The sequence below is a fragment of the Pseudoalteromonas sp. S408 genome, from assembly GCF_005886645.1.
Lineage (GTDB): Bacteria > Pseudomonadota > Gammaproteobacteria > Enterobacterales > Alteromonadaceae > Pseudoalteromonas.
Genome location: NZ_PNDY01000035.1, coordinates 1 through 21,403, shown reverse-complemented (window position 1 = coordinate 21,403; position 21,403 = coordinate 1). Strand labels below are relative to the sequence as shown.

The 21,403-nt window shown below is 40.0% G+C and carries 19 protein-coding genes and 1 pseudogene; 10 read left to right on the top strand and 10 right to left on the bottom strand.

Annotated features, from left to right (window positions below):
• Positions 1–34: 34 nt before the first annotated feature.
• The 3 genes from CWB62_RS18065 to CWB62_RS18055 form a co-directional block, all read right to left on the bottom strand.
• Complete coding sequence (locus CWB62_RS18065; protein WP_138527915.1) at positions 35–1,051, bottom strand: alpha/beta fold hydrolase; 1,017 nt, start codon at positions 1,049–1,051, stop codon at positions 35–37.
• Between the two features lie 152 nt (positions 1,052–1,203).
• The gene (locus CWB62_RS18060; RefSeq protein ID WP_138527913.1) at positions 1,204–1,992 is read right to left on the bottom strand and encodes a nucleoside-binding protein; all 789 of its coding nucleotides are present in this window, start codon (positions 1,990–1,992) and stop codon (positions 1,204–1,206) included.
• A gap of 116 nt (positions 1,993–2,108) precedes the next feature.
• Positions 2,109–3,422, bottom strand: coding sequence for a Na+/H+ antiporter NhaC family protein (locus CWB62_RS18055; protein ID WP_138527931.1), 1,314 nt, complete (start codon positions 3,420–3,422; stop codon positions 2,109–2,111).
• A 348-nt stretch (positions 3,423–3,770) separates the two neighbouring features.
• Between CWB62_RS18055 and dapB the strand changes: the two genes are divergently transcribed.
• The 8 genes from dapB to rhlP all read left to right on the top strand — a co-directional run bounded on the left by dapB (position 3,771) and on the right by rhlP (position 13,135).
• Positions 3,771–4,568: a 4-hydroxy-tetrahydrodipicolinate reductase gene (gene dapB, locus CWB62_RS18050; RefSeq protein WP_058404328.1), complete on the top strand. Its 798-nt coding sequence runs from the start codon at positions 3,771–3,773 to the stop codon at positions 4,566–4,568.
• A 362-nt stretch (positions 4,569–4,930) separates the two neighbouring features.
• On the top strand, positions 4,931–6,067 hold the full coding sequence (gene carA / locus CWB62_RS18045) for a glutamine-hydrolyzing carbamoyl-phosphate synthase small subunit (RefSeq protein ID WP_006792431.1): 1,137 nt from the start codon (positions 4,931–4,933) through the stop codon (positions 6,065–6,067).
• Between the two features lie 16 nt (positions 6,068–6,083).
• Positions 6,084–9,302: a carbamoyl-phosphate synthase large subunit gene (gene carB / locus CWB62_RS18040; protein ID WP_058404329.1), complete on the top strand. Its 3,219-nt coding sequence runs from the start codon at positions 6,084–6,086 to the stop codon at positions 9,300–9,302.
• 47 nt (positions 9,303–9,349) lie between these two features.
• Positions 9,350–9,826 carry a transcription elongation factor GreA gene (gene greA, locus CWB62_RS18035; protein ID WP_006792433.1) on the top strand — a complete coding sequence of 159 codons (477 nt, stop codon included), beginning with the start codon at positions 9,350–9,352 and terminating at the stop codon, positions 9,824–9,826.
• A gap of 131 nt (positions 9,827–9,957) precedes the next feature.
• Positions 9,958–11,001: a S66 family peptidase gene (locus tag CWB62_RS18030; RefSeq protein ID WP_138527911.1), complete on the top strand. Its 1,044-nt coding sequence runs from the start codon at positions 9,958–9,960 to the stop codon at positions 10,999–11,001.
• Positions 11,002–11,125: 124 nt separating this feature from the next.
• Positions 11,126–11,575, top strand: a complete 450-nt coding sequence (locus CWB62_RS18025) for a hypothetical protein (RefSeq protein WP_138527909.1) — start codon at positions 11,126–11,128, stop codon at positions 11,573–11,575.
• Between the two features lie 363 nt (positions 11,576–11,938).
• Positions 11,939–12,283, top strand: coding sequence for a VOC family protein (locus CWB62_RS18020; protein WP_138527907.1), 345 nt, complete (start codon positions 11,939–11,941; stop codon positions 12,281–12,283).
• A gap of 12 nt (positions 12,284–12,295) precedes the next feature.
• Positions 12,296–13,135 (top strand): rhombotarget lipoprotein, encoded by an 840-nt coding sequence (gene rhlP / locus CWB62_RS18015; protein WP_138527905.1) that lies wholly within the window; start codon positions 12,296–12,298, stop codon positions 13,133–13,135.
• 79 nt (positions 13,136–13,214) lie between these two features.
• Here rhlP and CWB62_RS18010 read toward each other — a convergent pair whose 3' ends face one another.
• From CWB62_RS18010 to CWB62_RS18000, 4 genes are all read right to left on the bottom strand, one after another.
• Positions 13,215–14,105 carry a dienelactone hydrolase family protein gene (locus CWB62_RS18010; protein WP_138527903.1) on the bottom strand — a complete coding sequence of 297 codons (891 nt, stop codon included), beginning with the start codon at positions 14,103–14,105 and terminating at the stop codon, positions 13,215–13,217.
• Positions 14,106–14,215: 110 nt separating this feature from the next.
• Entirely contained in the window at positions 14,216–14,383 is a 168-nt protein-coding gene (locus tag CWB62_RS18675; RefSeq protein WP_171034595.1) for a hypothetical protein, read from the bottom strand.
• A 140-nt stretch (positions 14,384–14,523) separates the two neighbouring features.
• A complete protein-coding gene (locus tag CWB62_RS18005; protein WP_138527901.1) occupies positions 14,524–17,673 on the bottom strand; it encodes an efflux RND transporter permease subunit in 3,150 nt (1,049 codons plus the stop codon).
• Positions 17,670–18,851 (bottom strand): efflux RND transporter periplasmic adaptor subunit, encoded by a 1,182-nt coding sequence (locus CWB62_RS18000; protein ID WP_138527899.1) that lies wholly within the window; start codon positions 18,849–18,851, stop codon positions 17,670–17,672. Before CWB62_RS18000 ends, CWB62_RS18005 begins: the two co-directional genes overlap by 4 nt.
• Before the next feature lie 168 nt (positions 18,852–19,019).
• On the opposite strand from CWB62_RS18000, the gene CWB62_RS17995 reads away from it, so the two are divergent.
• The gene (locus CWB62_RS17995; RefSeq protein ID WP_138527897.1) at positions 19,020–19,283 is read left to right on the top strand and encodes a YkgJ family cysteine cluster protein; all 264 of its coding nucleotides are present in this window, start codon (positions 19,020–19,022) and stop codon (positions 19,281–19,283) included.
• Between the two features lie 419 nt (positions 19,284–19,702).
• On the opposite strand, the gene CWB62_RS17990 is transcribed toward CWB62_RS17995, so the two are convergent.
• The 3 genes from CWB62_RS17990 to CWB62_RS17980 form a co-directional block, all read right to left on the bottom strand.
• Positions 19,703–19,954, bottom strand: coding sequence for a hypothetical protein (locus CWB62_RS17990; protein WP_138527895.1), 252 nt, complete (start codon positions 19,952–19,954; stop codon positions 19,703–19,705).
• A 133-nt stretch (positions 19,955–20,087) separates the two neighbouring features.
• A complete protein-coding gene (locus CWB62_RS17985) occupies positions 20,088–20,417 on the bottom strand; it encodes a hypothetical protein (protein ID WP_138527893.1) in 330 nt (109 codons plus the stop codon).
• Positions 20,418–20,532: 115 nt separating this feature from the next.
• A complete protein-coding gene (locus tag CWB62_RS17980; protein WP_138527891.1) occupies positions 20,533–20,817 on the bottom strand; it encodes a DUF6881 domain-containing protein in 285 nt (94 codons plus the stop codon).
• A gap of 341 nt (positions 20,818–21,158) precedes the next feature.
• Here CWB62_RS17980 and CWB62_RS17975 point away from each other — a divergent pair.
• Positions 21,159–21,403 (top strand): annotated as a pseudogene (locus CWB62_RS17975) (IS110 family transposase); the annotation flags it as partial.

Genomic DNA, 21,403 nt, shown 5'->3' with positions numbered 1-21,403 from the left:
CTTTCAGGGGTTTTATTTTATCGGTTATATGCAGTTATTCAGCGGCGAGTGCTTCTTTAAATACAGTTTTAAAGCGCTCAAAATCTTCTATCTGCGGCAAGTGCCCTAAATTATCAAGCTCATATAATTTAGCATTAGGAATAAGCGATGCGGCGTTCTTGCCTAACTCATCGTAACGGCCAAGCTCATAGGTCACACCGTCTTTCTTCCAATTACGGCCAGGTCCTGTTCTATCGCGGGTGCCAATAATCAACTTAACTGGCATAGTAAGGTCTTTAAATTCTGTAATTACCGGTTGGGTGAAAATCATATCGTACGTTTTAGCGTTAACCCACGCTATTTGCTCTTTATCGGGTCCTTGTATTTGCCCTGTAATAAAGTGTGTTAATGCTGAATATGTGGCGTTCCACTTACCATTATAATAATTTTTTTGCTGATATTTTTTTACACCTTCGGGTGTTTTGTTAAGCTCATTTTTATAGAAAAAGTTGGTATCTTTATATTCAACATAGTGCAAGTAGTTTTCAAGCCCTATTGGATTAAGCAAAATCAGCTTGGTTGTTGTGTTGGGATACATTAATGCAAAGCGACTTGCCAACATACCGCCCATAGAGTGCCCAAGAACTATCGAACTTTGTATGTTTAGTGAGCTCATTAATGCTTGCGTATGGTGTGCAAGTGCTGCAAAAGAGTACTGATAATCAGTGGGTTTAGATGATTTACCAAAGCCAATTTGATCAGGGATTAACACGCCAAAGCCTAGTGATTGTAAGTACTGCGCTGTAGTCGTCCAATAATCGGCATTAAAGTTTTTACCGTGCATAAGCGTTACTATAGGCATATTTTCTTTGGCAGGCTTTAGGTAAATATACGCCATTTTAAGAGACTGCTTTTGTGATTCAATATTAAAGTAATTAACCTCAAAGTCATACTGATAACTGCTTAAAAGTGCATCGTAAGAAAGAGACTCTGTATTTACTTCATTACTTGCAAACGTATTATTCGTTAATGCTAATAAGGCTGCAAAACCCATAACTTTAATTGGCGACATTTTGTTACTCCGTTAAAGGACAAGCGCTAGGTTTAAAAGAAGTACGACATTAGCTAAGTATTGAAAGGAGTACAATTAAATAGTTTTATAGTATAGAAAAAGGAGCGCTTAATAGAGCTCCTTTTTATGCAATTTTAACGCAGTGTGATTGCTTAAAATGTCCACTCTACATGAATTTGCGGAACGGTTTCTGTCACTTCAGTACCTAGCTTGTTGTGCCAGTATTGAAGCTCCATGCCTAGTAATAGTGTGTTTTCTTGCATTTTAAGGGCATGACCCATGTCCCACACTAAAATAGGTTGCGCGAGTATCCATGCTTCTACATCGTTACCAAATTCATCTTCTCGTTCAGCAATATACTCGGCGTGGCCTTTAAAGCTAAATTTTTGTGAGCCAACGGTAAAAGGGTACTCAAAAGCTACATCAAACATCCAGCTATTTGTTTCTATGGGGGCACCGCCTTTAGCGACACCTTCACTGTCGTCAATGTAAGCTGTTACAATTGTTTGAAAAAAGTTAAACCCAGGTACATCCCAGCTTAACTTAACGCCCGGTAAATATTTCATTACTTTAGCATCGCCAGCTACGTTAATTCCGCCGGTAAGGCCAACATCTAATAACGCACCAGTGCCAATTTTTTTACCGCTGATCGCCGATAAGCTGACGGTTGAATACCACTCGCCGTAAAAATCACTGTCTTGATAGCCGTCAGTTGTATTGTCTTTACTGTAATCGATAAAAAAGAAGTTATCGCCGTAATCGTAACCTGATGCATGCTGAACAGAGTAAACAGTCGTATCAGACTTTTGCTCAGTAAAAGGGTTTTTTTGCTCACCATTGTTAATGTGTAATGCTGTGCTGCTCCAATTAGCGGCAAAAGCAGAAGACGATAACGCAATAGATGTAAGGGAAACAAAGGGAAGTAATTTATTTAATTTCATAATCTGTATTTAACTATAATTTTAGTGACACGCGAAGGCGCGCATTATAGCAAACGTGATTAATATGTAGAGTAATATGTTGCAGCTTGTTTTTAAGCTGCAACAGGGGGAGGCTTTTAAGCTTTATTACGACGTAAACAAATTATTGCAATAGCGGTAAATGCTAAAATGAAACAGTAATAAGACGATGTAGAGACTTCCCATGGGCTAATTTTAAACGTAGCGCCAAGTAATAGTGCTTGTGCTCCGTAAGGTAATGACCCTTGAGTTACACAGGCAAAAATATCAAGTAGGCTTGCAGAGCGTTTGCCACTAATTTGGCCATCGTCAGCTAACTTTTTAGCAATAGGTCCCGCCACAATAATTGAAACGGTATTATTGGCAATACAAACGTTACTTGTCATCACAAGGGCTGCAATACCAAGCTGGTCAGCTACTTTGCGGTGCCATTTTGCAATAACTTTGGTAATGGCTTGAATTTTTTGAGCAATAAAATCAAGTCCACCATTGATGCGAATAAACTCAGAAAGACCACCAATAAACATAGATAGTAAAAATATCTCCTGCATGTCGGTAAAGCCTTGATAAATGTCTTTTACAAAGCTTGAACCTTCGTAGCTACCGGTAAAGCCCATTAATGCAGCAAATATAATGCCGCTAAATAACACAACAAATACATTTAACCCTGCCACAGCTAAAACCAAAATAAAGGCATAAGGGAGTACTAACCAAATGTCGTAATCTTGTGTCTCAACCACTTGTGCTGCTGGAGTAAGGTAAAATAATAAACCTATAGTAAGAACCGCAGCGGGTACCGCTATTTTGAGGTTTTCTTTAAATTTATCTTTCATTTCACAGCCTTGAGTACGCGTAGCTGCAATTGTGGTATCTGAAATAATTGACAAGTTATCGCCAAACATAGCACCAGATACAATAGTACCGGCCGTAAGCGCAGGGTCTATACCTGTTTTAATCGATACCGCATAAGCAATTGGGCCAATAGCACCAATAGTACCCATTGATGTGCCCATGGCAGTCGATACAACTGCGGCTATTAAAAATAAGCCAGGGAGTAGTAAAGCGGGCGGTATTAGTGATAAACCGGCATTAACAACTGCGTCAACACCACCTGTTGCACTTGCTACCGCAGAAAATGCACCAGCAAGCAGGTAAATTAAACACATAGTAATAATGTTGTTATGCCCAGCCCCTTTTATAAAGGTTTCGACACACTGATTGACAGAGCCTTTATTAAGTATAAAGGCAAGCATGATGGCGGGTAATATTGCCACCGGTGCTGGAAGTTGATAAAAAGCATAATCAACCCCTTGAGATTGCAGGTATAAACCTGAACCTAAAAATAGGGCTACAAACGTTAATAGGGGTAGTAAAGAAAGTATTGCTTTATTTTTATTAAATGATGGCTGCATCATAATCCTCGAAACCAATTAATTACCACAGCCAAAAATTCCTCTTTTAGCTGAATTTAGCAAGTCTAACTAGGTTGTTAAAAGCTAACAAATAGTAGAGCAATGCAGCGCCCGCAAGCCAAAGACCAAATCGACGCGAAAGAGAAGTTTAAATGTATAGATGGCTAAAGTAAACTGGTATTGTTATTATTCTTTTATTAAATGCTTGACTGACTATTACATGACTTTTAGATAAAATCTACTAAGTAAGTTACTTTCAGTGATTGATGTTAATTCAGCAATATATACACTCAACATACATAAAACGATCGGTTTACGGTTTAAACAAAAATAGATTAAGGCATAGTGATGATTCGAATAGGTGTTTTTGGTGCTAACGGCAGAATGGGTTTAGCTTTATTGGAAGCCGCAACTATAAAAGAGCAAACACAACTAACAGGTGCCTATGTTCGCAGTGGGTCATCGCTAATTGGAGTTAATGTAAACCAAGTAAATAGTGCTGCCGATAAAAACGTCTGTTTTAGCGACGAAAACACACTCGAAAGTGTTGATGTTTTAATTGATTTTACCCTGCCAGAGGGTATGCGTAACCACTTAAAGCATGCAGTTGAACAATCCCTTCCATTAGTTATTGGAACTACAGGCTTAACGACCGATGACATGGCATTATTAGAAAATGCTGCTAAACATATACCTATTGTGTTTGCTCGTAACTACAGTGTTGGCGTAAATGTGTTATTAAATTTAGTTAAAACGGCAGCCACAAAGTTTGGTGACGATTTAGATATTGAAATATTTGAAGCGCATCACCGTCATAAAATCGATGCGCCATCGGGCACCGCACTGGCAATTGGTGAGTCAATTGCAGATGCAAAAGGGTGGAACCACGAAGAGGTTGCTGTGTATGATCGAAGCCAAGTTGAAACTGAAAAATCTCAAAACGAAATTGGTTATTCAGTCCTAAGAGGAGGCGACATAGTAGGTGAACATACCGCATACTTTGCCACAATGGGGGAAAGGCTTGAATTAACGCACAAAGCAAGTTCAAGAATGACCTTTGCACTAGGTGCTGTAAGAGCTGCAGGCTGGTTGCAAAATAAACCACCAGGACTTTATGACATGCAAGATGTGCTCGATTTAAAGTAGTTTAGTATCTATTTTGGGTGTTTGGGTCTGATTTTAGCTAAAAGCACTTATTTATTATGATTTACCAAATAATGTTAGACCTAAAACACAACATCATGTAGTATACAGCCAATTTGCCAAAAATTACTAAATGCGTGTTTCCAATTATACCCAAGTGGCTAGTAAAATCAGGGGTTCAGTGGGAATGATAAGAGTTTTAGGCAAGAAAAAATGTTGAAGATTTAGCGGTTATATCGGCCTCATTTAAGACTGCGTAAAACAATTTAATCTCATACAAAATCTGGTTTTTACGATCCCTCTGGGTATTGGCGGGGTGTTAGGCAATTTGCTTACTCCCGTTTTTTACTGTTAGGAGGTTTAACTTGACTAAATCCGCTCTGTTAGTCCTAGAAGACGGCACAGTGTTTCGCGGTACTGCAATCGGCGCTGACGGCATGTCAGTCGGTGAAGTGGTATTCAATACGTCTATGACTGGTTATCAAGAAATTTTGACTGACCCTTCGTACGCGGAACAAATCGTAACTTTGACGTACCCACATATCGGTAATACGGGTACCAACAGCGAAGACGAAGAAGCGAATCAAATTTGGGCTAAAGGCCTAGTGATCCGTGATTTGCCACTGCTAGCAAGTAACTTTCGTAACGAGCAATCGTTAGATGATTACTTGAAAGAACGTAATATCTTAGGTATTGCGGACATCGACACCCGAAAGCTAACACGCATTTTGCGCGATAAAGGCGCTCAAAATGGCTGTATTATTGCAGGTGACGAACTAGACGAACAAAAAGCGCTTCAAGCTGCGCAAGCCTTCCCAGGCTTAAAAGGCATGGATTTAGCAAAAGTTGTCTCAACCAAGGAAAATTTTGAGTGGCGCGAATCAAGCTGGACATTAGGCGAGGGATTTAAAACCTTAGATACCGCCGATGAAAAGTTTCATGTTGTAGCCTACGACTTCGGTGTTAAGCGTAATATATTACGTATGCTTGTTGACCGTGGTTGTAAACTTACCGTAGTACCTGCACAAACCAGTGCTGCTGATGTACTTGCATTAAACCCCGATGGTATTTTCTTATCTAATGGCCCTGGCGATCCTGAGCCGTGTACCTATGCTATTGATGCTATCAAATCATTTTTAGAAACCGACACCCCCATTTTTGGTATTTGTTTGGGTCATCAGTTATTAGCGCTTGCGTCGGGTGCTAAAACAGAAAAAATGAAATTTGGCCACCATGGTGGTAACCACCCAGTTAAAGATCTTGACCGCGATGTTGTGATGATTACCGCACAAAATCATGGTTTTGCTGCTCAAGAATCAAGCTTGCCAAGCACGCTTCGTGCAACACACAAGTCATTGTTTGACGGCACGCTGCAAGGTATTCATCGTACAGATAAGCCCGCATTTAGTTTTCAGGGTCACCCTGAGGCAAGTCCAGGTCCGCACGATGCAGCCCCATTATTTGATCACTTCATCGATTTGATGCAAGCGCGTAAACACTAATTTAACTGGAGTAATAATGCCAAAACGTACCGATATAAAAAGCATTCTTATCTTAGGCGCAGGCCCAATTGTTATTGGTCAAGCTTGTGAATTTGACTACTCTGGTGCACAAGCGTGTAAAGCACTCAGAGAAGAAGGCTATAGAGTTATACTCGTTAACTCAAACCCAGCAACGATTATGACCGACCCAGAAATGGCGGATGCAACATACATCGAACCAATTCATTGGGAAGTAGTAGAAAAAATCATCGAAAAAGAAAAGCCAGATGCAGTCCTGCCCACAATGGGTGGTCAAACAGCATTAAACTGTGCACTTGATTTAGACAAGCACGGTGTATTGGCTAAGCATGGCGTTGAGCTAATTGGTGCAACGGCTGATGCAATAGACAAAGCCGAAAACCGTGAACGCTTTGACACTGCAATGAAAAACATTGGTCTTGAATGTCCTCGCGCTGAAATTGCTCATTCAATGGAAGAAGCTAAAGATACAATGAGCCGCATAGGCTTACCGTGTATCATTCGTCCTTCTTTCACCATGGGTGGCACCGGTGGCGGTGTTGCTTACAACATGGAAGAGTTTGAAGAAATATGTGAGCGCGGTTTAGATTTATCGCCTACTAACGAATTACTAATTGATGAATCACTGATTGGTTGGAAAGAGTACGAAACAGAAGTTGTTCGTGACAAAAAAGACAACTGTATCATTGTGTGTACTATTGAAAACTTTGACCCTATGGGCGTGCATACAGGCGACTCAATCACAGTTGCGCCAGCACAAACATTAACCGACAAAGAATACCAAATTATGCGTAATGCCTCAATGGCAGTACTGCGTGAAATAGGTGTTGAAACCGGTGGTTCTAACGTACAGTTTGGTATAAATCCAAAAGACGGCCGTATGGTCATCATTGAAATGAACCCACGTGTATCTCGCTCATCTGCACTAGCCTCTAAAGCAACGGGTTTCCCAATTGCTAAAATTGCAGCAAAACTGGCTGTAGGTTACACGCTTGACGAACTTCAAAATGATATTACGGGCGGAAAAACACCAGCGTCTTTTGAACCGTCAATCGATTACGTTGTTACCAAAATACCTCGTTTTAACTTTGAAAAATTTGCCGGTGCTAACGACCGTTTAACCACGCAAATGAAATCAGTGGGCGAAGTAATGGCAATTGGTCGTAACCAGCAAGAGTCATTACATAAAGCATTACGTGGCCTTGAAGTAGGCGCAACAGGTTTTAACCCAATAGTTGCCCTTGACGACCCGAAAGCGAAAGAAAAAATCATCCGTGAATTACGTGAGCCAGGTGCTGAGCGTATTTGGTACATTGCCGATGCAATGCGCCACGGTATGAGCGTTGAAGATGTTTATGAGCTAACTAAAGTTAACCGCTGGTTCTTAGTTCAAATTGAAGACATTTTAAAAGATGAGGCAAAAATTGCTGAAGGCGGAATGGCTGGTCTTAATGCAGATTTTTTACGCAAGCTTAAACGTAAAGGGTTTGCTGATCCACGCATTGCTGAAATTGCAGGTGTATCTGAAGCCGAAATTCGTAAAAAACGTCATCAACTAAACATTGTGCCAGTGTACAAACGTGTAGATACGTGTGCAGCAGAATTTAGTTCAGACACCGCTTACATGTATTCATCGTACGATGAAGAGTGTGAAGCAAACCCAACTGACAAAGATAAAATCATGGTTATTGGTGGCGGTCCTAACCGTATCGGCCAAGGTATTGAATTTGATTACTGTTGTGTACATGCAGCGCTTGCACTTCGTGACGACGGCTACGAGACCATCATGGTTAACTGTAACCCTGAAACGGTTTCTACCGATTACGATACGTCTGATCGACTTTACTTTGAACCAATTACCCTTGAAGACGTACTTGAAATTGTACGTGTTGAAAAACCAAAGGGTGTTATTGTTCAGTACGGTGGGCAAACACCACTTAAATTAGCACGTGAGCTTGAGGCGAATGGTGTACCAGTGATTGGTACTTCGCCAGATGCAATTGACCGTGCAGAAGACCGTGAGCGCTTTCAGCAACTTGTTGAGCGTTTAGATTTACTGCAGCCAGAAAACGCAACGGTTACATCGACTGAAGAAGCTATTTTAAAATCAGCTGAAATTGGTTTCCCGCTGGTTGTTCGCCCATCATACGTATTAGGTGGCCGTGCAATGGAAATTGTATACGATGAAGACGATTTACGTCGTTACATGACTGAAGCGGTTCAAGCCTCAAACGAAGCGCCTGTCCTATTAGACCATTTCCTAGATAACGCTATAGAAGTAGACGTTGATGCAATTTGTGACGGCGAGCAAGTAATCATTGGCGGTATTATGGAGCACATTGAGCAAGCCGGTGTTCACTCTGGTGACTCTGCCTGTTCATTACCAGCACATTCTTTATCGCAAGAAGTGCAAGACGTTATGCGCAAGCAAGTAACCGATATGGCACTTGAACTAGGTGTTGTGGGCTTGATGAATACACAGTTTGCAGTAAAAGATGACAAAGTGTATTTAATTGAAGTCAACCCTCGAGCTGCACGCACGGTGCCATTTGTATCTAAAGCTACCGGTGTTGCGCTTGCAAAAGTAGCGGCTCGTTGTATGGCGGGTCAATCTTTAGCAAGCCAAGGCATTACTAAAGAAATTATCCCACCATATTACAGCGTTAAGGAAGTGGTTTTACCATTTGCTAAGTTCCAAGGTGTAGACCCTATACGTGGCCCAGAAATGCGCTCAACAGGTGAAGTAATGGGTGTTGGTGATACTTTCGCCGAAGCATTCGCAAAAGCACAATTAGGTGCAAGCAATACTTTACCACGCGGTGGTCGCGCGTTATTATCTGTTCGTAATAGCGATAAGCCACGTATTGTTGAATTAGCTAAAATCATGACTGAGTTAGGTTTTGAATTAGATGCAACAGGTGGCACAGCCAAAGCGCTTGAAGAAGCGGGTATTAACGTTCGTCGCGTAAACAAAGTTTACGAAGGTCGTCCACATATTCTTGATTACATTAAGAATAAAGAATACAGCTATATCGTTAATACCACCGAAGGTCGCCAAGCGATCGAAGATTCGAAGGTGTTACGTCGTGGTGCATTGCAAAATAAAACCAACTATACGACTACCTTGAACGCGGCATTCGCTAACTGTACTGCTAATAAAGCAGATGACCGCAGTAAAGTGGCGTCAGTTCAAGAGCTACACCTGCGATTGAACTAAGGAAATGTACCAAGGCCTAATTAGGCCTTGGTGTTAAGTGAGAAAATATGCAAACAATTCCGATGACAGTTCGTGGCGCAGATTTACTGCGTAAAGAGCTTAACGAATTAAAAACTGTTACCCGTCCTAAAATCATTGCTGATATCGCTGATGCGCGTGAACACGGTGACTTAAAAGAAAACGCTGAGTACCACGCTGCGCGTGAGCAACAGGGTTTTTGTGAAGGTCGCATTCAAGAAATTGAAGCTAAACTTTCAAATGTTCAAATAATCGACGTAACTAAAATGCCTAACACAGGTAAGGTTATTTTTGGTACCACAGTAACTATTGTAAATGTAGAAACTGATGCCGAAGTTAAATACCAAATAGTTGGCGATGATGAGGCAGATATTAAAAATAACTTAATTTCTGTTAACTCACCTATAGCTCGTGGTTTGATTGGTAAACAAATGGATGATGCAGTCACCATTAAAACACCAAAGGGCGACGTTGAATACGAAATCATTGAAGTTGAGTACCTTTAATATATCCTCACTTTAGCGTTACATAAAAACCGATGTTAATACATCGGTTTTTTTATGCCTTTAATAATCTCGACTTTGTCTACTTTATTGGGTACGTTAGGTTGACTACATCCTAGTAATTGAGAGTACTGATGTCCTTAATTAATTTTCCTGAGCCACTTAAGCCTAATGATAATATTGCAATTTGTGCGTTTTCGTCAGGAGTTGATAAACACTTTCAAACACGATTAGATACGGTGCTAAATGGTTTAAAAGCGCAAGGGTATAAAATCATCGAAGGTGACAGTGTAAGGCAAAATATCAGCGCTAAAGAGCGAGCTTTAGAGCTAATGCAATTTCTTATTGACGATAATATTGCTGCAATAATGCCACCTTGGGGTGGAGAGCTCGCCCTAGACGTTTTGCAATATATTGACTTTAACATAGTGAAAACGGCTAAACCCAAGTGGTTAGTGGGGTTCTCTGATGTTAGTACATTAGCGTGTGTGCTCACTTCTCGTTGTGGTTGGGCAACTCTTCATACTGCTAACTTAATGCAGCTACATCCAAATGAAACTGAGTACAATTGTATAAATATTTTTCACACTTTAGGGCTCACAAAAGGCGAGCAATTTGAACAAGTCCCTTCAACATCATACCAAAGTAAATTAATTGATTATGCAAGCGAACCGAATGCGTTGTTCGAACTTACTGAGCCTTCGCAATGGCAATGTTTAAATTACAAAGATGCACGTAAATTAGAAATAACGGGCCGACTTTTTGGTGGTTGTTTAGATACGCTCAGCTTACTGCTTGGCTCTCCATACCTTGATTTACACCGATTTAAACAAGAGTATGCCCCCGAAGGCCTTGTGCTCTTCCTTGAAAATGCAGAGTTAAGCCCAACAGCCGTAGCACGTAGTCTCATTGCATTAAAACTAAATGGCGTACTTACTGATGTAAACGGTATTATACTTGGGCGCAGCGCCGTTATTAATAGCCCACACAAGCAGATTGATTATTACCAAGCAATTCAATTAGCACTTGGTAAATGTATATTCCCAGTTCTGTTTGATGCCGATATAGGGCATATAGCACCTAACCTTAACTTAATTAATGGGGCACGCTGTACAATTAATGCAGAGATAAATGAAGGCAAAGTGATTGAGGCATCGCTAAGCACTAAGCTGTGTTAATTATAAAGTCGCTCTTATTGATGGCTAATCATCTAAAAAGTAATGGATAAATTAAGCTCTTTAATTTACCTTAATTAATCATTAGTTTTTATACGTATTGTGTATTTGAAAAGGAATCGTTAAGTTGAAAATTAAGGACGCTCATTATAAAAATGGCTTTGCTTTTATTGCCGTTGTTATGTTTATCGCTTTTTTTATAATTTGGTATGTGAACAAAGAAATTGAAGCTGCTTTTTTGCTTTTATTTTTTGCATGCTTATCGTTTAGGTATCGATTTACCGATGAATATAAAGCTAAACATTCCCCATATAATCTTATAAAGAGAAGCGCCGACACAATAAAAATCTCAAAGCCAAAGTGGAGTCACTTTAAGTTTTTATCAGGTCAAGAGTCGATCGAAGTTAAGCGAATTTCTATTGTTAATATAAGTGATAATTGGTTATCAATAATTATTGACGGAAACGGTAAAGGTTACGATTTTCAGCTTTTAGGCTCAAAAGAAGAAATAGATCAACAATTCAACTCACTGCTAAATTCAAATGAAAAAGAGAACATTGATATCAACTACGTGTAATTTATTGAGCGATGTGTGCAGCCGAGCGGGCGAAGCAATAACTGAGCGATGCTTTCGCCTTTACTCGCATTAATGCAGTCGCAAAGGGTTAACTACCCTAGAGCAATCTAAATGGCGCCGCATGTTTGGCTATTATGCTGCATTATTACTTATTTATGATAATTAACAACATAGATCCTGCCTTAGTTAAACCCCAAATAAATTGCTCTAACTAAATCGCTAAAAATCTATGCGCACTAGTTTTAGTGGGCTTGGGTAACGTTTATTTGATGACGATTGCCCAGAAAAATGAGAATCTAATCAAAGTCGCTTTCAAAAATAAGTTAATAAGCCCTGCTGCACCTAAATAACAACAGGATAACAATGAAAATAGATGATATTAGAGTGTTTGTTCCGTGTAAAAACTATCAACAATCGTGTGCATTTTATCAGGCGCTAGGCTTTAATGTTGAGCCGGCGTCAGCTGATTTAAGCATTGCAACATCAGGTGAATGTAGTTTGTTTTTACAGCGTTACTACAACCAGGAATTTGCTGAAAATTTAATGCTTCAAGTGTGCGTAATAAACATAAACGAAGCTTTTAACACTATTAGTAAGTTAACTCACTTTGATATTCGCTTTGAAGGGATAAAACAAGAGCTGTGGGGTAAAGTAATTTATTTATGGGGACCTTCGGGCGAGCTTTTGCACATAACTGAATTTAATTAAAAAGGAATAATAATGAAAAAAAGTACATTTTTTGTCATGTTGATGGTTTTTTTACTGACCTCATGTAGTGCGCTTGTCAGTAATCACTCTAATAAAAATACGCGTTCTAGCAGTTTGGTTGACTTTCTTTATCCAAACAAGGATAGCCGTGCTGCGTATAAACCAGAAATTCCGGTGTTAAAATTACCCGTTACAGTGGGTATTTCATTTGTGCCGTCTAAAGAGTGGCGAGCAAACGGTATTGAAAGTCAAAATGAGGTAGCGTTGCTCGAAAAAGTAAAAAAGTCGTTTTTACAATATGATTACATTGACCGCATAGAAGTGATTCCAAGTACGTACCTCAAAGGTGGGGAAGGGTTTTCAGCGCTTGAACAAGTAGGCCGACTATACGATGTAGATGTAATGGCATTGGTTTCTTACGATCAAGTAACGCAAACCTATGAAAATAACGCCGCATTATTGTATTGGACCATTGTAGGTATGTATGTGATTCCAGGTAATGAAAATACTATTCAAACCTTTGTCGACACTGCTGTTTTTGATATAAAAAGTAAAAAAATGCTTTTTAGAGCACCCGGTATCAGCAAGCTTGAAAAAAGAACCACCGCTATTGGTATTGACGAAACGCTCAATGAAAAGTCACTTGAAGGGTTTAATTTAGCGGTTACCGATATGAGCCTAAATTTAGATGCAGAATTAGCCCGCTTTAAAACACGGGTAAAAGAAGAAAAAATTGCAAAAATAGAAAATAAAGATGGCTCGAGCAGCGCAGGGGCGTTTAGTGTGTTTTTTCTGTTTTTTCTGTTTTTAACATCGCTACTTGTTTTAAAGCGCAGGAACATAAACAGCTAAATATCTACATAATTAAATTATTAAATACTTAAATTTAAAACGCCACATTATCCATTTATGCGGCGTTTTTTTATGGTATTTAGCTTAATTTTTCATTAAAAAATGCTAAGGTACGCTGCCAAGCAAGTTCTGCTTTTTGCTCATCATAGCGCCCAGTAGAGTCGTTATGAAAACCATGATTAGCACCTTCGTACATGTGCATAGTGTACTCAACATTGTTAGCTTTTAGGCTTTTTTCATAATCAGGCCATGTAGCGTTAACACGTTTATCAAGCTCACCTAGTTGAATCATTAAAGGCGCTTTTATATTTTTGTGAAGAGACTCACTGGCAGGAGTGCCATAAAAAGGCACCCCAGCGCTGAGTAAATAACTGTCAACGGCTGCTAAGTAATTAACAATATAACCCCCAAAACAAAAGCCTACGGCGCCTAATTTACCGTTGCTGCTAGGGTGTGTTTTTAAAAACTGAGCGGCGGCGACAAAGTCGTTTTGAATTTTAGCTCTGTCCATGGTGCGTTGCATTGCACGGCCTTCATCGTCATTGCCCGGGTAACCACCAAGCGGGAAGAGTGCATCGGGTGCAAAGGCAATAAACCCTTTTTTGGCTAAGCGCCTTGCTACATCTTTTATGTAAGGGTTTAAACCACGGTTTTCGTGAATAACTAAAACAACAGGAAGCTTACCCTCAATTTTGCTGGGAACGGCTAAGTAACCTTTGCCTTTACCATACCCATTTGGCGAATCAAATTCTTCGTAGGTGGCTTTAATATCGTCATCGTTAAACGAGACTTGCTCTGCAAGTGCGTAGTTAGGTAAAAGTACGCTGGTGAGCACACTCATTGAAATCCCAAGTGCTGCAAGGCCACCAAGTTTTTTCATAAATGTGCGACGGTCCATTAAACCGTGGGCATATTCGTCGTACCAATCAAACGCTTCTTGAGGAATGTGTTCAGAGTGAGGTAAATTCATGGTTTTCCTTAATTGTTATACTTTTTAATATTAAGTACCTAAACGTATCAAGTATAAAAAACGAGCACTAATTTTACTATTTACTATTTAGTGTTTTTTGCTGTTAACTATTAATAAGCAGACAGGCTATGATCAATTCCCATTATAAAATCTAATCCTACAAAGGCGAACGCCACAACAATTGCACCCAATAGCATTAAATTACGATTGTTTTTTCTGTATCCAATAATAGTTAGTACTGCAAATATGATAAATAAAATAAGTTGAAGTGTAGCCATGGTTAATCCTTTAAGAATGTAAACTGAGAGTTAAAATACCAGTGAAAAAGGGAAGTTAGCAAATGGTTGAGGGTTATTTTTAATAATAAATAAAAAGCTCGGCATGTTGCCGAGCTTTTTTTGGTTGGGGGTTTACTTAATTAGCTATTGGTCGTTGTTGGTTGGCCATCGACAATAGGGTGTTTACCACGCCACTTACGAATCATTCGTTTTGTGTCCTCAAGCGCGACATACTGACACGGTATAAGAATAAGCGTAATCACGGTGGCAAATAGCACACCAAAGGCAAGCGATACTGCCATAGGTATTACAATTTGTGCCTGCAAACTCGTTTCCATAATAATCGGTAACACGCCAATAAAGGTGGTTACTGAAGTAAGCAATATAGCTCTAAAACGACGTGCACCCGCTTGCATAACAGCTTCTTTTATAGGTACGCCTTCAGCACGCGCCTTATTTACAAAATCAACCATAACAAGGGAGTCGTTTACTACAATACCGGCTACTGCAATGATGCCAAACATTGAAAGGCCGCTCATGGTCATTCCTAGTACCATGTGTCCGAACATTGCCCCGACCACACCAAATGGGATGACCGACATAATAATCAACGGTTGTGAGTATGAGCGAAGCGGAATGGCTAATAATGCAAATATAATCATTAGTGAAATTGCAAAGTCGCGCAACTGTTCATCAGCGCTTTCCATTTCCTCTTGCACTCGACCAGCTACATTACTGGTAACACCTGGGTAATTTTGTAAAAGGGTTGGTAAATACTCGTCAGTGATTTCTTTTACAATGGCAAAAGGTTCAACTTTATCAGTATTAATGGCTGCCCATACATTGACTGTTCTGTTTGCGTTTTCACGACGAATTCTGTTTACACCATCTACAATGCTGATTTGTGCCACTTCACTTAACGGCACCTCAACACCTGTTGGCGTGATAATACGTGTGCTGTGTATATTACTGATAGAGTTACGTTCGTTTTCAGGGTAGCGGATCATCACTCTGATCTCTTCCCCTTCGCGTAAAATACGTTGTGCCTCTAATCCGTAGTAACTAAAGCTAACTTGCGATGCCACATCTGCAAGGGTTAATCCCATGCTGTATGCAAGTGGTTTTAAATCAAGTTGTACTTCATCCGTAGCGCTTTGTAGTGAGTCGTTAACATCGCCTACACCTTCCATGCTTTGTAATTTAGTTTTTAATAACGCGGCAACTTCTTTTAGTTTGTCGGTATCTTTGCCTTGCAGTCTAAAACTTACGTCGCCGTCATCTCGTCCGCCGCCAAATAAGTTGTCTTCAATAGTTAGCGTTTTAACGCCCGGCAGTGGTGGCATTTTTTCACGCCATAATGAGCTAAGAGTGAAGGTATCAATAGGGCGTTTATCAGGTTCAATAAGAACAGCCATTAATTGTGCCGTTGTACGGCCACGAAGGCTTATCGATAGGTCACGAATCATTTTTTGACCGTATTGTGCTTCAAGTTCTTCATCTACACTAAGAAGTACGGCTTCAATTTTTTTAGCTGTTTCAAGTGTTGCTTGCTCTGACGATTCAAGATTCATTTCTACAACAACACGCGGAAAATCATGTTGTATTTTAGGGTTTGGTACAAATTTAACTAAACCGCCTGCAAACATGCCTGCGCTCATAATTAAAATACATATAAACCCAACAATGACGGTATAGCGGTAATGAATACAGTGCCCTATAAACGGCGTGTAGTAGTTTTGAACAAACGATTTAAGACCTTTATCAACAACCATACGCACCTTATGCAATGGATTTTTAGGGTTAGGTTTACGTGGGTTCATTGCAGCAATATGAGCCGGTAATATTAGCTTTGATTCAATTAACGAAAAAATCAAACACAAAATAATAACGACACCAATCGCTTTAGAAAACGCAGCACCAGGGCCTGATGCCATAGCTTGAGGTAAAAAAGCAGCAATGGTGGTGAGTACGCCAAATGTAGCGGGCATTGCAACACGTTTAACACCGCGGATTACGTTATCGAGAGAGTGGCCATGTTTTTCTATTTCAGCACTGGCCGATTCACCCACGACAATTGCGTCGTCCACCACAATACCGAGTACAATAATAAAGGCAAACAGCGACACCATGTTGATGGTGATGTCTAAAAAGCCTATCGGCATGAACAAAAAGGCACCCAAAAAAGACACCGGTAACCCCATCATTACCCAAAATGCTAATCTAAGCGGTAAAAACAATGCCAATACCAGCATAACTAAAACACCACCCCATACCATGTTATCGATCATCATATCGAGACGACCTTGCAGGTAGTAGGTTAAATCAACCATAGGGGAAAGTTTTACGCCTTGTGGTAATTTAGATTCTTTTTCGGCCATGTATTTTTTAAGTACCTTGGCAACGTCGGTAATGTCTTGATCTTTAGATGCTGCAATATCAAACATTAACGAGTTTTTACCATTGTACTTTGAATATAATAAGCCTTCTTCAAAACCATCGTTAATAGTGGCTACATCGCCTAAATATATTTGTGCGCCATCAGCAAGGGTAATTAAAGGTAACTGTTCAAATTCATTGCCTTTGTATGCTTGTTTTTCAACACGCATAGAAATATACCCGTTGTCTGAACGAATTTGCCCTGCCGACATATTAGTTGAGAAGTTTCTTACAGCGTTTGATACATCTCTAAAAGTAAGTCCGTATTCACGCAGTTTGTCTGGACTAATCTCAATGCCTATTTCATAATTTAAGCCGCTAAAAAAGCTGACTAAATTAACGCCAGGTAAAGCAAGTAATTCATCTTCTATATCTCGGCCGAGCTCTTTTAGTTGTGCATAGGTCATATCTCCATATAGCGCAATGAACATTACTTCTTGTTGAAATTTATCACGCTGAATAATAGGCCTTTCCATACCTGCTGGAAACGAGTTAATAGAATCTACTTGGGCTTTTATTTCATCTAAGGCTTCTTGAAGGTCGTATTTGTCTTCAATTTCAATCCACGCCTGTGCATAACCGCGATTAGAGTAGGTTATAAAGCGTTTAATGCCCTCTAATCCCTCTAGGTTTTCTTCAATTTTTATTGTAATGCCTTCTTCAACCTCTTGCGGTGCGGCGCCAGGGTAAACGGCTTGAACACTTACCCAGTTACTTTCAAATTGCGGAAATGCTTGCTTACGAATTGTTAAGGCTGTTAATAAACCGCCAACCAGAATAAAAATCATGATTAAATTTGCTGCAACAGGGTTGCGAGCAAACCAGGCAATTAAGCCCTTTTCAGAGGTACTCATAAGGTGTCCTCTTTAAGCGCAAGCTGTGTTACTTCGCCTTGTTCGTCATTTTCATCTGTTTTAACAGCCATTCCTTCGCTTGGGTATTCTAGTGCTGAGGTAATCAACTGTTCGCCAAGTTGTAATCCTTGGTCGGCTATTACCATGCCATCTTGTTCACGTACAATATTCAGTGTTTTAAAGCTTAAGGTATTGTTCGCGTTTAATATGGCAATTTGTTTATCTTTAACAAGGTGATGCGGGACAATAATTGCGTTATCAAGGGGGCGCCCTTCAATGGTTGCATTAATGTATGAACCAAAACGCAGTGGTTTAGTATTATCTGCGTATGGTGTGGGCAGTTGCGCAACTAAATAACTCATACGGCTTACTTGATCTATAACGCCTTCGCTACGCACAACTTCGGCTTTCCATGACGTTTGCTTGCCAGCAAATTCTGCATTAAGGGTCACGGTGGCACCAATGCCGCCATTGGCCAGGTATTGCATTTCGCTATCGGCTACAGGTAAACGCACTTCTGCAATCGATGTTGCACTTAATGCGCCAAAGCTACTGCCCGGGTTTACTACAGAGCCTAAGCTTATTGTACGTGCATTAATAATGGCGTCGTACGGGGCTTTTATATAAGTGCGTTCTAGGTTGCGCTTTGCACGTTTAACACTGGCTTGTGCAGAGCGGTAACGCGCTAGCTTTTCGGCTAATTGTGGTTTACGTAAATAAAGCTCTGAAGCAATAGAGTCACTTGAGTCTGATTTAATACGTTCCCATTCAGCTTTTGCTACATGTGCTTGGGCGCGTTCTATTTCAAGGGCTGAGCTTGCTTGAGCAAGGCCTGCTTGCGCTTCAATAAGGTCTGCTTCGTAATCATTTGGATCAATTCGTGCTAATATGTCGCCTTGTTTTACAAATACACCTTCAACAAATTCATCTGCTACGGAAATAACTTGGCCACTGACTTGTGCAATTAGCTCGGTACGGTCTTTAGGTTTTACAACCCCGTACGATTTTACGTCGAGTGTTATTGCGTCAATGTTGACTGTTTGTGCAGCAACCAGTGGGCGAGTATCTTGCTCTGGTTTTTCTTCAGGCGGCGTTTTCATATTTGAAAAGCCAATTGCCAGTGCAATCCCGGCAGCTAAAACTGCGATTGGAAGAACAATTTGTTTTTTAGTAGCCACAAGGCATTCCTTCATAAAAGTGGTGATAGGGCAATAATACGCAATAAAGTGTTTACAAGGCGTTTGAAGATGTAACAAAGCATTACATATGTGTATTACAAAAAAATATTTGGCTCTAAAAATGAGTCTGTATTGTTAAATATGTGGTTAATTTAAATAGAGGGTGTTATGAAAACAGAGCCAATGACGTGTCGATTAGGCTGCGGTGCATGTTGTATTGCGCCAAGTATTAGCTCGCCAATACCGGGTATGCCAAATGGCAAAAAGGCCGGAGAACGTTGTATTCAGCTAGATGAGAACAATTTATGTAAGTTATTTGGCGATGAGTCTCGACCAAAAGTATGCAGTGATTTTACTGCCACAGTTGATGTGTGTGGGTCAACTAATGCAGAGGCTCTCGTGCTTATCACAGAGCTTGAACAATTAACCTAGCTGGTGTGTTCAATACACACATAGTTACATTTATCTAAAAATATATTGCGCGATTCCGTGATTGCTAGAAGCAAAAAAGTGAAATGTTCACAAAGAGGGGAAGAGGCGCTGCGCTTTTAGAGTAGTCATTAGCTTAAAGTCTTTTGGCTTTTGTTTTCCTCATTTACTTCTCATTTACTTCTCATTCATTTCTCTTTGTGCAATATGTTTTTTTTGCCAGAATAAAACGAATACGTTTAACTTGATGGATGAAACCATTAAGTGAACGATTCACAAAGAGCGTAAGAGGCGCTTCGCTTTTAGAGCAAGGACTAATTGAATAAGTCTTAACTAACCAGTCAGATTTAATTTTTTTATTGTGATCAAATCTGACAGTCGCATACGTGCCACTTGTGGACAATCATAACGTTAGTCACTTGTTATAAGCCATCTTTAGCACCATGCGTAAACAGTAAAAATTTGGGGGCATAACCTGTAAATACAACATGCCCAGATATATATGACATGCCAAACGTCACAACACCTAAAAGCCAAATAATATGATCATATAGTTCTGCGAACGCAAAAGTTACAGTAGCTAAAATAGCAAACAATGAAAGTACAAAGATGAAACCCGCTAGAACCCTAAACGGAGTTCTAACTTTTGCTAATTGTTCCCTCGGTAAACTCATATCTTCCCTCGGCTTATAACACCCCACTTAGGGGCACAAATACGCAGGCTATAATACGGAGCGAAGCGAAGGGAGCCTGCGTGTTTGTGTCCCAACGAGCGCCAGCGAGTGACTACAGTGTTTTGTTATGCACCTAAACCACCGTATATGAAAGTGTAACTGGTGAGCCAATAGAAAAAGAAGCTTTCGTGATAATGTTTGGCAATTCTATGATTCTTGAATCGTACTCAGTAGTAAATGATACGAAAATATCAGTACTTTCTATATCAACATCATGGGAGCTTACAAAGCTTTCAATAAATTCCAGTGAAGTTGGTGTCAGAGGCACACACACGACAAAACCACCTAATTTCCTATTAGGTCGATAAGATGAAGCTTTAACAAGGGGTTTGATCTCGTTGGCTAAAGTTTCTGAAAGCGATAAGAACCTGAAGCTTATATCTAATTCAATGTCTGAGTCCATTCAATGTGTCCGTAGGTGCATAACGCCGCAAGTAAACGGCTAAAAATAGTTGGCTATAATTTGTGAGGCACGAACAAAGCCAACTGTTTTTTGTCCGCACTTTTAATTTGCTTTGTTATATGCCGTTTACAACATGTATTTCCCAAAGTTTGTCAAACTCTCGCTGAGTAATAACCTTAGCGACAAATAAAGGATCTGAGTTTATTTCCTCGATACTAGGGACTACATCAGTTCCAAGTAATGTTGTTTTCGAACCTTGATTACCTGTAGCAAAGCCCGCAGTGCCGTCAGAGAAAAACTCAAGTTTCCTAGTTTCGAAGTTATCAGCACCAATCTCTGAAACCAGCCTTATAGGGTATACGCTCCATTCATGGTTCCAATTTACATCTATGTATTTCAAGTGCTCGATTTCCCCTAGGCATATAACGCCCCAATAAGGGGAAATTTATTAGTTGGTTAAAATTGTTGAACGCAGTGAAAACAGCCAACTGTAAATTTTCCTGCTTTATTGCCTTGTATGGATAATAAACCCATAAATTAATTAATACTTTAACCTAGTTCGGGTAATGTGAGGCCCAAGCTTTGGCTGCAACCAAAGCCTTTTATACAGTAGTTCGATTGAGCGTAGGCTCCTCTATTGAGAGACCGGTAACAAGTTAGAACGCTGTATAAACTCCAAGCATTAAACTCGGATAGTCAACGGGGCCTCGAGCCCGAATAGCAAGGCAGAGTCAGCTTATTATGAAAACAATAAATAATCAAAATGAAATTAACGTCGGTGTCGATACAGGTAAAACACAACTCGATATTTATATCAGGCCTTTAGACATTTACTTTACTGTAGAAAATAATCAAAGTGGCATTAAACACGCTATTCAAATCTTAAAAAAACACCCAGTAACACGCGTTACTATTGAGGCGACTGGTCGTCTTGAACAGCCTTTTATCATAGCCTGCGCTGAGGTGAATATTCCCTTCGTTATTGC

Excerpts from the sequence above, each read along its gene's own strand:
- CWB62_RS18005 (WP_138527901.1), bottom strand. The coding sequence starts at position 17,673 with ATGAGTACCTCTGAAAAGGGCTTAATTGCCTGGTTTGCTCGCAACCCT.
- CWB62_RS18030 (WP_138527911.1), top strand. The coding sequence starts at position 9,958 with ATGTCCTTAATTAATTTTCCTGAGCCACTTAAGCCTAATGATAATATT.
- CWB62_RS18055 (WP_138527931.1), bottom strand. The coding sequence starts at position 3,422 with ATGCAGCCATCATTTAATAAAAATAAAGCAATACTTTCTTTACTACCC.
- CWB62_RS18675 (WP_171034595.1), bottom strand. The coding sequence starts at position 14,383 with ATGGCTACACTTCAACTTATTTTATTTATCATATTTGCAGTACTAACT.
- dapB (WP_058404328.1), top strand. The coding sequence starts at position 3,771 with ATGATTCGAATAGGTGTTTTTGGTGCTAACGGCAGAATGGGTTTAGCT.
- CWB62_RS17990 (WP_138527895.1), bottom strand. The coding sequence starts at position 19,954 with ATGAGTTTACCGAGGGAACAATTAGCAAAAGTTAGAACTCCGTTTAGG.
- CWB62_RS18020 (WP_138527907.1), top strand. The coding sequence starts at position 11,939 with ATGAAAATAGATGATATTAGAGTGTTTGTTCCGTGTAAAAACTATCAA.
- CWB62_RS18060 (WP_138527913.1), bottom strand. The coding sequence starts at position 1,992 with ATGAAATTAAATAAATTACTTCCCTTTGTTTCCCTTACATCTATTGCG.
- rhlP (WP_138527905.1), top strand. The coding sequence starts at position 12,296 with ATGAAAAAAAGTACATTTTTTGTCATGTTGATGGTTTTTTTACTGACC.
- CWB62_RS18010 (WP_138527903.1), bottom strand. The coding sequence starts at position 14,105 with ATGAATTTACCTCACTCTGAACACATTCCTCAAGAAGCGTTTGATTGG.
- greA (WP_006792433.1), top strand. The coding sequence starts at position 9,350 with ATGCAAACAATTCCGATGACAGTTCGTGGCGCAGATTTACTGCGTAAA.
- CWB62_RS17995 (WP_138527897.1), top strand. The coding sequence starts at position 19,020 with ATGAAAACAGAGCCAATGACGTGTCGATTAGGCTGCGGTGCATGTTGT.
- CWB62_RS17985 (WP_138527893.1), bottom strand. The coding sequence starts at position 20,417 with ATGGACTCAGACATTGAATTAGATATAAGCTTCAGGTTCTTATCGCTT.
- carB (WP_058404329.1), top strand. The coding sequence starts at position 6,084 with ATGCCAAAACGTACCGATATAAAAAGCATTCTTATCTTAGGCGCAGGC.
- CWB62_RS18065 (WP_138527915.1), bottom strand. The coding sequence starts at position 1,051 with ATGTCGCCAATTAAAGTTATGGGTTTTGCAGCCTTATTAGCATTAACG.